The sequence below is a fragment of the Gemmatimonadota bacterium genome (assembly GCA_016714015.1).
Lineage (GTDB): Bacteria > Gemmatimonadota > Gemmatimonadetes > Gemmatimonadales > Gemmatimonadaceae > Pseudogemmatithrix.
Genome location: JADJNZ010000008.1, coordinates 30,205 through 42,822, shown reverse-complemented (window position 1 = coordinate 42,822; position 12,618 = coordinate 30,205). Strand labels below are relative to the sequence as shown.

Genomic DNA, 12,618 nt, shown 5'->3' with positions numbered 1-12,618 from the left:
GCCAGCCGGCACCACGGCGGAGTCCCGCCGTGGTGTCCGGACCTCATGCCTGCTGCAGCAACCGGAGGATCGCGTCGACCGAGGCCTTCGCGTCGCCGTAGAGCATTCGCGTCTTCGGCTTGAAGAAGAGCGGATTCTCCACGCCCGCATAGCCCGCGCCGCGTCCGCGCTTGAAGACGATGCAGCTCTCCGCCTCCCACGCGGGGAGGACCGGCATCCCGGCGATGGGGCTGGTGGGATCGTCGAGCGCGCTGGGGTTCACGATGTCGTTCGCCCCGATCACGAGCACCACGTCGGTGCCCGCGAAGTCGTCGCTGATCTCGTCCATCTCGAGGACGATGTCATACGGCAGGTTGGCCTCGGCGAGGAGCACGTTCATGTGGCCCGGGAGGCGCCCGGCGACCGGGTGGATCGCGAAGCGCACCTGCACCTTCCGCTTGCGCAGGATCTCGACGATCTCCTTGACCGGGTGCTGGGCCTGGGCGACCGCCATCCCGTAGCCCGGCACGATGATCACCGAACTCGCCTCGCGGAGCGACTCGACGACGTCCTCGGCGGTGGTCGCGACCATCTCACCGACGATCGCCGCGCCCCCGGCCGGCGCCGCCCCTTCCTCTGCGCCGAACCCGCCGAGGATCACCGAGATGAAGGAGCGGTTCATCGCCTTGCACATGATGTAGCTCAGGATCGCGCCGGACGACCCGACGAGCGCGCCCGTGATGATCAGCAGGTCGTTGGAGAGCATGAAGCCCGCCGCCGACGCGGCCCAGCCCGAATAGCTGTTGAGCATCGACACCACCACCGGCATGTCGGCGCCGCCGATGGCCATCACGAGCAGGATGCCGATCACGCCGGCGATCGCCGTGACGGCGAGCAGCGCCGTCAGTGCCTGCTCGCCGCCACCAACGAAGACGACGCCGAGCCAGACGCTGACGAGCACGAGCGCCAGGTTGATCAGGTGACGCCCCGGGAGGAGCAGCGGCTTGCTGTGGATGACGCCCTGCAGCTTGCCCCACGCGATGATCGACCCGGTGAACGTCAGCGCCCCGATGAAGACGCCGACGAAGGTCTCGATCTCGTGGATCGTGAGCTCGGCGCCAACGAGCGCGACGCCGGAATGCAGGTGGTTGCTGATGCCCACCAGCACGGCCGCCGCGCCCACGAAGCTGTGCAGGATGGCGACGAGCTGCGGCATGGACGTCATCGAGACGCGCGCCGCGAGCACGGCGCCGATGATCCCGGCGACGAGGACCGTCCCGAGGATCGCCGGCGCGGAGGCGAGCCCCACCTGCACGGCGACCGCGAGCACGGCGATGATCATGCCGAGCGCGCCGAAGAGGTTGCCGCGTCGCGCCGACTCGGGATGCGAGAGCCCCTTGAGGCTCATGATGAAGAGGACACCGGCGCCGAGATACGCCGTGCCGAGCAGGGAGGAGGTCACCGGTGGAACATCCTCAGCATGCGCTGCGTGACGAGGAACCCGCCGGAGATGTTGATCGTCGCGAGCAGGATGGCGAGGAGGCCGAGGACGCTGGCGGCGACGCCGGAGCCGACCTGGAACATCCCGCCGATGACGATGATGCCGCTGATCGCGTTGGTGACGCTCATGAGCGGCGTGTGGAGCGCCGGCGTCACGCTCCAGATCACCTGGTAGCCGATGAAGCAGGCGAGCACGAACACGGTGAAGTGCGCCAGGAAGCCCGGCGGCGCGGTGAGCCCGATGCCCAGCATGGCGAGGCCGACCAGCGCGAGCGAGATCCGCGACGCGCCGGACATTGTCTCGCGTGCCGGCGGTCCATGCTCCTCGCTGAAGATGTTGGCCTTGGCCGCGTGCGGCGTCGCCGCCGCGGCGGGAGCGGGCATCGCCGGCGCGGGGGCCGGCCAGACGAGCGTCCCGTCGCGCAGCACCGTCATCGGCCGGACGATGTCGTTCGTCTCGCTGAGGGCGTACTTCTCCGCGCCGCCCATCTCCTCGAGCAGGTTCACGATGTTGATCGCGTAGAGCGTCGAGGCCTGCTGCGCCATCCGCGACGGGAGGTCGGTGAAGCCGATCACGGTCACGCCACGCGCGACGACGGCCTCGCCCGGCTTCGTGAGTTCGCAGTTGCCGCCCTGCTCCGCCGCCAGGTCCACGACGACCGATCCGCGCTTCATCGACGCCACCATCTCGGCGGTGATCAGCGTCGGGGCGCGCTTCCCGGGGATCAGCGCGGTCGTGATGATGACGTCGACCTCCTTCGCCTGCGCCGCGAACAGCGCCATCTCCGCCGCGATGAAGGCCGGGCTCATCTCCTTCGCGTAGCCGCCCGTGCCGCTGCCATCCTCGTCGATCTCGACCTGCAGGAACTCGGCGCCCATCGACGCGACCTGTTCCCGCGCCGCGGGACGGGTGTCGAAGGCCCGGACGACGGCGCCGAGCGCGCGCGCGGCCCCGATCGCGGCGAGTCCCGCGACGCCGGCACCGATGATGAGGACCTTGCAGGGGTGGATCTTGCCCGCGGCGGTCGACTGGCCGCGGAGCGGCCGCTGCATCGCATTGGCCGCCTCGACGACCGCGCGGTAGCCGGAGAGATTCCCCGTGGAGGAGAGCGCGTCGACCTTCTGCGCGCGCGTGGTCCGCGGCACCTGGTCCATCGCCAGTGCGTGCACCTTCCGGGCGCCGATCGCGGACACGAGGTCCGCGTTGAACGCGGGGTGGAGATAGCTGATGAGGGTGGAGCCCGCAGCGAGGCGCGGGATCTCCGAGTCGCCCGGGGCGCGGACCTTGGTGACCACCTCGGCCGCCCAGACCGCGGCCGCGTCGCCGACGGTCGCGCCAGCGGCGACGTACGCCGCGTCATCGAACCCGGCCAGCAGGCCGGCGTCATGCTCGATCGTGATCTCGAACCCGAGCTTGCGCAGCTTCTTCACCGAATCCGGCGTGGCCGCCACGCGGCGCTCACCGGGCCAGCTCTCCTTCGGTACTCCGACTCTCATGTTCGACCGTGACCGCATCAGCGAGGGGGGATCCCCGCCGCGGAGGCGGCGGAGCGCACTGCAGCGACTCGAGCTACTGCGCCTTCGCCTTCTTCACTTCCGCCGTGAGCACCGGCAGGATCTCGAGCACGTCCCCGACGATCCCGTAGTCCGCCAGCTTGAATATCGGCGCTTCCTTGTCCTTGTTGATCGCGACGATGGTCTTGCTGGTCCGCATGCCGGCGAGGTGCTGGATCGCGCCCGAGATGCCGCAGGCGATGTAGAGGTCGGGCGAGACGAGTCGGCCGGTCTGGCCGATCTGGTCCGAGTGCGGACGCCAGCCGTCGTCGGTGACGGCGCGGGTCGCCCCGACGGCCGCATTGCCGAACGCGGCGGCCAGTTCCTCGACGAGCTTGAAGTTCGCGGCCTCCTTGAGGCCGCGGCCGCCCGAGACGATCACCGGCGCTTCGCCGAGGTCGAGCTTGGCGGTGTTGCCGGCGGCGGTCTCGGTGACCTTCACGCGGCTCGCCGACGGGTCGGCGGCCGGTGCGACGGCCTCGACGGTCCCGGCCTTCGCGTGCTCCTTCGGGAGGAAGGCGCCGGGGCGGACACTGACCACCGCGGGAGTCGCGGTGAGCGTGAGCGTCTGCAGGATCTTGCCCGTGTAGCCCGGATGCGTGACCGTGATCGACGCCGCGGCGACCGTCATCGCCACCGCATCGGATGCGACCGGGACCTGGCACTTGGCGGCGACGCGCGGCGCGATGTCCTTGCCGGTCGCGCTGGCAGCGCAGACGAACGCGCCATAGCCGCCCATCTTCGAGGCGATGGTGGCCGCGACGGCCTCGGGGTTGTTGTTGGCGAAGGCCGCGTGCTCGACGACGAGCACGGCATCGGCGCCGAGGGCGCCCAGCTTGGCCGCGTGGGCGCCGATGCCCGGCGCGCCGAAGAGGATCGCATGCACCGCCCCGCCCCGCGCGTCGGCGATGGCCCGGGCGGCGGTCACGGCTTCGAGCCCGGCGCGGCGGACATCACCACCGCGCGACTCGGCGAATGCGAGGACGTTGTTCGACATCAGAGGACCTTCGCTTCTTCCTTGAGGAGTCGGACGAGCTCGGGCACGACGGCCGAGCCCTCGCCGATGATGCGACCCGCGGCACGCTCGGGCGGGAGGGCCATCGCATCGAGGGCGAGGCGCGACGCCGGGAGCTGCGCGGGCTTGGTCTCGAGCGGCTTCTTCTTCGCGGCCATGATCCCCTTGAGCGAGGGATAGCGCGGCCGCGCGATGCCTTCATCGATGGTGACCACGGCGGGGAGCGCGCATTCGACCAGCTCGTACGCGCCCTCGAGCTCGCGGCGCATCTTCGCGGTGCGGCCGTCGAACTCGAGCTTGCTGATCGCGTTCACGACCGGCAGGCCCAGGAGCTCGGCCGTCATCGCGCCGGTCGCGCCGTGCGCCGTGTCGATCGACATGCGGCCGAACATGATGAGATCGTAGCCGCCGTCCTTGAGCTCGGCCGCCAGCGCGGTCGCGATGGCGTGCGAGTCGGCGGGGACGGCGTCGGCCTTGAGCTGCACGGCGCGATCGGCGCCCATCGACATCGCCTTCCGGAGGATCTCCTGGACGACGTCGGGGCCGAGCGAGATCACGACGACCTCACCGGCGTTCAGCTTCTCCTTGATCTGGAGCGCGGCCTCGACGGCATAGCCGTCGAAGTCGGAGATGTCGAACTTGAGCCCCGTCTCGTCCACGGCCTTGCCGGAGGGGGCGATCTTGAAACGGACGTCCATGTCGGGGACGCGCTTGATGCAGACGGCGATCTTCACTGGGGTCCTCAGGGTGGGACAGTCCGTTCAATTTAGGGATGGAGGCGGAAGGATGAAAGCTTGAGGCGCGCGCACTTTCACCCTTCCACCTTCCGCCTTCCTCACATGAGCGGCGCCAGCTCCGTGTGGGTCAGCTCCGCCCGGTACGCCCAAAGGACCGCGAGCGAGACGAGGCAGAATGCCAGCCCGCCCCACGCGACGACGCCTGGCGCCAGGCCGGTCCAGAGCAGGCCCCCGCAGGTCGCCGCGGTCGCGAGGAGCCGCGCGGTCTCGAGCGGCCGGGCCCACTTGGCGCGCTCGAACACCCCACCCACGCCCGCGAGCGCCACGGCGATGAAGAAGGCCGGCGCGACCGCGAGCGCGATCGGGATCGACCCCGCCGCCTGCAGGAGCAGGAACCCGGCGACGAGCGCGGCCGCGAACTGGACGAACCCGTACCAGGCCAGCGGCGCCGGGACCGGCGGGTCGAACTTCTCGAACGTGTCGACCGAGACCGGCACCGGGCGCTCGACGGGGCCCAGTTCCGGCGGCCGCCAGCCCGGTCGCCCGAACACGATCCGGAGCTTGTCCGCCCACCGCCGCGCCCGCCAGGCGTCCCGCGCGATCTGCACGAACACGTGCACGTTCGCCCAGAGCGGGTTCCAGCTGTTGAGCGGCTTCGTGATCCCGTACACCGGCTCCTCGACCTCGGGCTCGAACGTCCCGAACATCCGGTCCCAGATGATGAAGACCCCGGCGTAGTTCTTGTCCTGATACTCCGGATTCACCCCGTGATGGACGCGGTGGTGGCTCGGCGTGTTCATGATCCACTCGGTCGCGCGGCCCATCGTGCCGATCGCGCGCGTGTGGATCCAGAACTGGTAGACGAGGTTGATCGCGTTGCTCGCGAGGAACATCCGCCACGGCACACCCATGAGCGCGAGCGGGACGTAGAAGACCCAGCTCATGAGCCCGTGCAGCGCGCTCTGCCGCAACGCGACGGGGAGGTTGTACTCCTCGCTCGAGTGATGGACGACGTGGCCGGCCCAGAGGATGTTGATCTCGTGGGCGTAGCGGTGCGAGAAGTAGTACGCGAGATCGACGAGCGTGAAAACGGCGGCCCAGCTCAGGAAGGCGGGAAAGTCCACCGTGAATCCCGGGAACCCCGCAGCGGCGATGAACGGCGCCCGCTCCGGCCACTCGGCGACGAAGGGCAGCCACCGCTGGACCCGCGCGTGATCGGCGACCCAGATGAAGATCCCGACCGTGAAGAGCTTGGTGAAGATCCCCGCCAGCTGGGAGAGGATGCCGCAGCTCAGGTCGGAGAGGCTGTCATTGAGCCGCAGGACGCGACGGCCCGTCGCCTGCGCCCACACCAGCTCGAGGGCGATCAGGAGGAAGAACAGCGGGATGGCGGCCTGGATGATGCCCATGCCCCGGGAATAGTAGATTCTCCGGAGCCCATGACCAACTCCCCGAGCTCCCGCCCCCTCGCCGTCGTCACCGGTGCTTCCGCCGGCCTCGGCCGCGAGTTCGCCCGCCAGCTCGCCGAGCGCGGCTTCGACCTCCTCCTCGTCGCGCGCGACCACGAGCGCCTCAAGTCGCTCGGGTCGGAGCTCTCGCTGCAGTACGGGATCACGGCCGACGCCTGGCCGGCCGACCTCTCGCGCGACGACGGCATGCGGACCCTCGCCGAGTTCCTCGCGCAGAACGAGCGCGTGCTGCTCCTGATCAACAACGCGGGCTTCGGCACCAAGGGGAAGCTCGCCACGCGACCGGTGGCCGAGCAGGCGACGATGCTCGAGCTGCACGTGATGGCGCCGATGCTCCTCACGCGCGCGGTGCTGCCGGGGATGATCGCGCGCCGCGAGGGGCGGATCATCAACGTGGCCTCCGTGGCCTCGTTCACCGCGAGCCCGGGGAACGTGAACTACTGCGCGACCAAGGCGTACGAGCGCGTGTTCATGGAGGGCCTCGCGATGGAACTGGTGGGGACCGGCGTGCAGGTGCAGGCGCTCTGCCCCGGGTTCACGCACACCGAGTTCCACGACCGGATGCAGATCGACAAGTCGAAGGGGATTCCGAGCTGGGCGTGGTTGAACGCCGACCGGGTCGTCCGCGAATCGTTGGACGCCGCCTTCGGTGACGGGCCGACCGTGGTGATCCCGGGGAAGCGGTACAAGCTGGTGGTCGCGATGCTCCGGCACATGCCGATGTGGGTGCGCGGGATGCTGCAGGAGCGATACGGCCGGGCGCGGATCTGACGACGGCGCTCCTCGTCGCGATCCTCGTCGCCGCGGCGCTCTCTGGCGCGACGCCGCTCGCGGCGCAGGTCGCGCCCGCGCGTGACACGTTGCGCATCGTGCACGTGGGCGACATCAACCTCGCGCGCACCGTGGGGCGGCGCATCCTCCGCGGCGATGGCGACAGCGTCTTCCGCGACGTGCGCGCCGCGTTGCAGGCGGCCGACCTCGCGATCGGGAACCTCGAGAGCGTGCTCGTCGACCGCGGCGACACGACCGACGCCGCGAACGCGATGACCTTCTCCGGCCCGAAGCAGGGCGCGGCGTTGCTGCGCGACGCCGGGTTCACGATGGTCACCACCGCGAACAACCATGCGTGGGACCGCGGACACCGCGGCCTGCTCCAATCGCTCGCCCACCTGGACTCCGCGGGTGTGCAGCACGCTGGCACCGGCGCGACGCGCGAGGAGGCGTGGCGTCCTGCGATCATCAGACGAGGCGACTGGACCATCGCCGTGGTGTCGATGACGCGCGTGTTCAATGGTCCGGGGATGAACCTCGCCGGGACCGGTCCCGCCTGCTGCATCGCGTGGGCGGACTCCCTCCGGTTCCGGGACGCCGCGCGCTGGGCCCGCGACTCGGCCGGTGCCGACCTCGTCCTCGCGTCGGTGCACGGCGGCGTGGAGTATCGCGCGACGCCGCGCCCCCAGGAGGCGGCGTTCCTGCGGGCGCTCGTGCGCGCGGGCGCCGACGTGGTCATCGGGCATCATCCACACGTACCGCAGGGCATCGAGTGGGTGGAGGGGAGACCGATCCTCCATTCGCTCGGCAACTTCGTCTTCCTGCAGAACGGCGCGTGGACGCGGCGCGGCCTCTGGGCCGAGTTGGTCGTCGCGCCCGACCGGACGATCACCGTGCGCGTGCGGCCCGTTCAGGCGACCCTGCGGCCGGGGTTCGCGACCGGCCGCGACTCCGCCGCGGTGATGACCCACGTCGATTCGCTCTCGCGGCTGCTGGGGCGCCCCGCGGTGCAACCCGCACGCGCCCGCGCACGTACGGAGCCCCATGTCACCCCTCGGCGCGCTCCACCTCGCGACAGCGTTCGCCGCGATCCTCGCCGGCGGTAGCGTCCTGCTCACCGGCCCCAAGGGCGGCCGCACGCACCGGCGACTCGGCTGGGTCTACCTGATCTCCATGCTCACATTGAACGCCTCCGCGCTGTCGATCTATCGACTGTTCGGCGGCTTCGGGCCGTTCCATGTCGCCGCGATCGTGAGCGTCGTCGGCACCGGATTCGGCGCGCTGTTCGCGATCCGGGCGCGACGCGCCAGGTCGCGAGGGGATCTCGTCGCGCGCGCCCGTCTGATCGAAGGCCACTATCAGGCGATCGGCTGGTCCTACATCGGGTTGATCGCCGCCCTCGTCTCCGAGACCGCCACGCGGCTCGACATCGTGAGACGGACCGCTGGTCCGGGAGCCGTGTTCGGCATCGCGGTCGGCGTGGCGACCGCGGCGGTCGTGTTCGTCGGGTCGCGCATGCTGCGGAAGCACCGCGCCCGCCTGCTGGCACCGTTCGCCCAGAACCGCTGAGCGGATCGGTCGCCGTCGTGGGTCACGCGGACCGGCACCGCCCACCACCGGAGGGTTTCCCCTTCCAACCTCCGATGATGAGCGGCACCGGCCGCGCTAACGCGCGAAGTCGTCGCAGCTGACCTGCAGTTCGGTCGTCGGTCGGCGGCGCTGGCTCTTCGTCATCGCCTGCCGATACCAGGGTCCGTAACCCGAGCGCACCAGACAGGAGTTCAGCGGATAGGCGGCATGCGTCGCCGACGCGAGGAAGCCGGGTCCACCCTCCCCGCCCGGAGTGACCTCCAGGGTCACCGTTACGCTCGGGTAACGGCGGAACCCGTCGAGCTCCGCGACCGAGGCAGCGTACGCGCCGGTACGACCGAATCGCTGCTCCTGCAGCTTGGCCACCTGCGCCAGGGTCCGCTCCACCGCGAATCGCGCGCTGGACGCCCAACGGACCGCCTCGACCTCCCCATCCCCGTCGCAGGCGGGCTCCCCTTCCGGGAACACCTTCTTCTCGGTCGCGGTCCGCGGCCACTCGGCCTCCGGCAGGTTCACGAAGACCACGCAAGAGCCCGAGATCGCGGGGCCAGTGAGCTCGGCGCCATAGCCGTTGGTCCCCGGCCGTAGCAGGCGGACCGCGAGTCCGGCCGACGCACGGAACTGCGTCGCCGAAAGGTCGGTCGCGTACCGCGCGTACTCGGCGAAGTAGGCCTCCTGCGCGGTGACGAGGTTGCGGAGGTCGCTGGCGGCCTTGGCGAGGTCGGGGCGATTGGCCGCGCCTCCCGCGGACGACTGCGCCGAGGTGGGCGCCGCCAGGAGCACCGCGGCGATCAGCGCCGCCAACGGCGAAACGAGCGATGGCGAGCGCCGACCGAGACATGGGAGCTGCTGCATATGACTCTCTGTATTGGTGTACCAATACAGTGAACCCCCGCTCGTCCGGTGTCAAGGGTCGCCGGGCGTGCGGGGACCGCGTGGGGGCTTGATGGCGAGCATGACGAACGAAGAAGGAGCGCCCCGATCACCCGGGACGCCCCTCCGTCCTGCGACTCCGCTCAGCTCCGCGCGACATCAAGTTCCACCACGAGCGTCACCACGCCGTCATCGAGCACACGGATCATCTCGCAAGGGAAAGAGGGCGCCCCGAACCCGGAGCGCCCCCTTCTGCCTTCTCCCTTCCGCCAGCCGCTCACTTGAACGCGCTGATCCCCGTGACGGCCTGGCCGAGGATGAGCGAATGAACGTCATGCGTCCCCTCGTACGTGTAGACGCTCTCGAGGTTCGCCATGTGCCGCATCGCGCCGTACTCGGCCACGATGCCCACGCCGCCGAGGAGACGCCGCGCCTCACGCGCGATGTCGGTCGCGATGTCGACGTTGTTGCGCTTGGCCATCGAGACCTGCTGCGGCGTGAAGGTGCCGGCGTCCTTCATGCGGCCAAGGTGGAGCGAGAGGAGCTGCCCCTTCGTGATCTCGGTGATCATGTCGGCCAGGCGCACCTGCTGGATCTGGAAGCCGGCGATCGGCTTGCCGAACATGACGCGGTTCTTGCCGTAGCTCAGCGCCTCCTCGTAGCAGGCCATGGCGGCGCCGAGGACGCCCCACGAGATGCCGTAGCGGGCCTGCGTGAGGCACATCAGCGGGCTCTTGAGGCCGCCCGACTTGGGGAGGATCGCCTCAGCGGGGAGATGCACGTTGTCGAAGACGAGCTCGCTCGTGTCGGAGGCGCGGAGCGAGAGCTTGCCCTTGGTGTCCTTCGCCTTGAAGCCCTTGGCGTCGGTGGGCACGAGGAAGCCGCGGATCGAATCGCCCGTCTCGGTGTCGGCGTCGTCCGTCTTGGCCCAGACGACCGCGACGTGCGCGGTGGAGCCGTTGGTGATCCACATCTTCGCGCCGTTCAGGATCCAGGTCCCGTCGGCCTGCTGGCGCGCGCGGGTGATCATCCCGGCGGGATTGGACCCGTAGTCGGGCTCGGTGAGGCCGAAGCAGCCGATCTTCGTGCCCTTCGCCATCTGCGGGAGCCAGTGCTTCTTCTGCTCCTCGCTGCCGAAGGCGTAGATGGGATACATCACCAGCGCGCCCTGCACCGAGGCGAAGGAGCGGATGCCGGAGTCGCCGCGCTCGAGCTCCTGCATGATGAGCCCGTACATGACGTTGTTCAGCCCGGCGCAGCCGTACTCCTCGGGGAGGTTCGCGCCGAAGTAGCCGTTCTCGCCCATCTCGGCGATGAGCTCCTTCGGGAAGCGGCCGTCGACGTAGCACTGCCCGATGATCGGCAGGACCTTCTCGTTGACGAAGGCGCGGACGGAATCGCGGACGGCGCGCTCCTCTTCGGTGAGGGCGGCGTCGATGTTGAAGAGGTCGCCGTCACGCGCGCGGAGCTGCGCGGAGGCGAGGAAGGTCTCGGTATCGGAGGCGGACATGTTCGGGAGGGAGGAGGACCCCGAAATCTAGCATACCGCCCGTTTGGCGCTCGGCACCGCCCCCACTTCCCGGCACTTCCGCCGGAACTCCGCCCCATGGTCCAGCGGCAGCCCGTTCTCGTGCTGCCATTGGTGCACCATCTCGTGCAGCAGCGTCTCGAGCGCGCTCGCGAAGCCGTCGCGATGGCAGTGCCGCGCGCTCAGCGCGATCTCGGCGCCGCCGCCCTCCACCCCGGGCGCGTAATGCCCGAGCCGCCGCACCATCCGCCGCGAGACGCGGATGGGCACCAGCTTGAGCTGCGCCCCGAACCGTTCGCCGTTCAACCGGGTGTGCCACTCCGCCAGCCGCTCGGCGAGCGGCTCGTCGTCGGGGTGCGTCCGCTCCGGCGCGCGCGGCGGCTTGGTGTTCCGCGGCAGCGGGTAGCTCACGATCGCGTCGCGCGCCGCCTGCCGCTCCCACTTCCGCCGCGCCATCACGAAGCGCACGATCTGCACGTGCATCTCGGTCGGCGCCTCGCAGAACCCCTCGTGGATGCGGAGCTCGAAGCCCTTCACGCTCACGAGGATGCTGCGATTGCGCGTGAGCACGACGCGCTTGATGTGCATCAGCCCCAGCGTCGTCAGCCGCCCGAAGAGCTTGTCGGCCGCCCGTTCCGCGTCGGCCTCGTCCTCGGCGTCGAGCTCCGCCTGCGCCTGCTCCACCTCGTCGCCGATCTCGGGCTCCACGAGGGAGAGCGAGCCGCTCGGCTGGTCGAAACCGAAGCCGAGCTGGAGGTCGTCGAGCGTGCGCGGGCGGGAACTCATCGCGGGAATATACGGTCCTGACGGGGCGAGAAGTCAGCGGCCTCGCGATCCCAGACGCAGGCGCGGACGGTCACGGCCTCGGGCGCCACCTCGATCTCCTGGAAGGCGGCGGGGAGTCCGCCGCGCGTCCGCTCGCAGAACGAGGTGCTGTGCGAGACGACCATGCGGCGCATGTCGAGCTCGACCGGCTCGATGCGCGTCTGGTGGTCGTGCCCGTTCAGCACGAGGTCGGCGCCGGTGGCGTGCGCGGCGCGGATGCCGGCCGAGCGCTGCACCAGCCCCCACCGCGCCGAGAGATCGCCGCGCAGGAGGTTGTGATGGAAGACGAGGACCTTGAGGTCCCCGGCCGGCGCGGCGGCGAACGCTGCGCGCGCGCGCTCCCACTGGTCCGGGAGTACCGCCCCGACCACGCTCAGGTCGCGGAGCCGCGTGGTCAGCGTGTACGGCCGGATGCCGTGGCAGGAGTTGAGCCCTACCATCGTCACACCCCGCAGCTGGAGCTGCGGCTCGAGCTCGGGTGCGATCCACCTGCGATAGGCGCCGAGCATCGGCGCGCCGAAGCCGAGGCCCACGGGCTTCCACCACCAGGCGACGTCGTGGTTCCCCGGCACCACCAGGAGCTTGGCATGCGCGCGCACCGCATCGCAGAAGGCGCGCGCCGCGCGGAACTGCCACGACCGGTTGCGCTGCGTGAGGTCGCCCACGAGCGCGACGACGTCGTACCGGCCCTCGGCGATGCGCCGCAGGGCAGCCGCGTGGTACGCGGGGACCGCGTGCCGCCCGAAGTGGATGTCCGAGAGCTGAAGGATCCGCACG

12 protein-coding genes are annotated in these 12,618 nt (G+C 70.2%); 3 read left to right on the top strand and 9 right to left on the bottom strand.

Annotation, left to right across the window (positions count from 1 at the left end; genetic code table 11):
- Nucleotides 1-43: 43 nt before the first annotated feature.
- The 5 genes from IPJ78_16085 to IPJ78_16065 form a co-directional block, all read right to left on the bottom strand.
- A complete protein-coding gene (locus IPJ78_16085) occupies nt 44-1,441 on the bottom strand; it encodes an NAD(P)(+) transhydrogenase (Re/Si-specific) subunit beta (protein MBK7908065.1) in 1,398 nt (465 codons plus the stop codon).
- Nucleotides 1,438-2,976 (bottom strand): Re/Si-specific NAD(P)(+) transhydrogenase subunit alpha, encoded by a 1,539-nt coding sequence (locus IPJ78_16080; protein MBK7908064.1) that lies wholly within the window; start codon nt 2,974-2,976, stop codon nt 1,438-1,440. Before IPJ78_16080 ends, IPJ78_16085 begins: the two co-directional genes overlap by 4 nt.
- A gap of 73 nt (nt 2,977-3,049) precedes the next feature.
- Nucleotides 3,050-3,610: an electron transfer flavoprotein subunit alpha/FixB family protein gene (locus IPJ78_16075; protein ID MBK7908063.1), complete on the bottom strand. Its 561-nt coding sequence runs from the start codon at nt 3,608-3,610 to the stop codon at nt 3,050-3,052.
- Between the two features lie 419 nt (nt 3,611-4,029).
- A complete protein-coding gene (locus tag IPJ78_16070) occupies nt 4,030-4,782 on the bottom strand; it encodes an electron transfer flavoprotein subunit beta/FixA family protein (protein ID MBK7908062.1) in 753 nt (250 codons plus the stop codon).
- Nucleotides 4,783-4,883: 101 nt separating this feature from the next.
- The gene (locus IPJ78_16065) at nt 4,884-6,194 is read right to left on the bottom strand and encodes a sterol desaturase family protein (protein MBK7908061.1); all 1,311 of its coding nucleotides are present in this window, start codon (nt 6,192-6,194) and stop codon (nt 4,884-4,886) included.
- Nucleotides 6,195-6,224: 30 nt separating this feature from the next.
- Between IPJ78_16065 and IPJ78_16060 the strand changes: the two genes are divergently transcribed.
- From IPJ78_16060 to IPJ78_16050, 3 genes are read left to right on the top strand one after another with little or no spacing between them, the layout of a single operon-like run.
- The gene (locus tag IPJ78_16060; protein ID MBK7908060.1) at nt 6,225-7,025 is read left to right on the top strand and encodes an SDR family oxidoreductase; all 801 of its coding nucleotides are present in this window, start codon (nt 6,225-6,227) and stop codon (nt 7,023-7,025) included.
- Nucleotides 6,977-8,131 (top strand): CapA family protein, encoded by a 1,155-nt coding sequence (locus IPJ78_16055; GenBank protein MBK7908059.1) that lies wholly within the window; start codon nt 6,977-6,979, stop codon nt 8,129-8,131. The genes IPJ78_16060 and IPJ78_16055 overlap by 49 nt, the downstream gene beginning before the upstream one ends.
- Nucleotides 8,070-8,594: a DUF2306 domain-containing protein gene (locus IPJ78_16050; protein MBK7908058.1), complete on the top strand. Its 525-nt coding sequence runs from the start codon at nt 8,070-8,072 to the stop codon at nt 8,592-8,594. The genes IPJ78_16055 and IPJ78_16050 overlap by 62 nt, the downstream gene beginning before the upstream one ends.
- 96 nt (nt 8,595-8,690) lie before the next feature.
- On the opposite strand, the gene IPJ78_16045 is transcribed toward IPJ78_16050, so the two are convergent.
- The 4 genes from IPJ78_16045 to IPJ78_16030 form a co-directional block, all read right to left on the bottom strand.
- Nucleotides 8,691-9,419, bottom strand: coding sequence for a hypothetical protein (locus tag IPJ78_16045; protein MBK7908057.1), 729 nt, complete (start codon nt 9,417-9,419; stop codon nt 8,691-8,693).
- A gap of 346 nt (nt 9,420-9,765) precedes the next feature.
- Nucleotides 9,766-10,998 (bottom strand): acyl-CoA dehydrogenase family protein, encoded by a 1,233-nt coding sequence (locus IPJ78_16040; protein MBK7908056.1) that lies wholly within the window; start codon nt 10,996-10,998, stop codon nt 9,766-9,768.
- Nucleotides 10,999-11,025: 27 nt separating this feature from the next.
- On the bottom strand, nt 11,026-11,802 hold the full coding sequence (locus IPJ78_16035) for a SprT-like domain-containing protein (protein MBK7908055.1): 777 nt from the start codon (nt 11,800-11,802) through the stop codon (nt 11,026-11,028).
- Nucleotides 11,799-12,617 (bottom strand): metallophosphoesterase, encoded by an 819-nt coding sequence (locus tag IPJ78_16030; GenBank protein ID MBK7908054.1) that lies wholly within the window; start codon nt 12,615-12,617, stop codon nt 11,799-11,801. The genes IPJ78_16035 and IPJ78_16030 overlap by 4 nt, the downstream gene beginning before the upstream one ends.
- Nucleotide 12,618 lies beyond the last annotated feature (1 nt).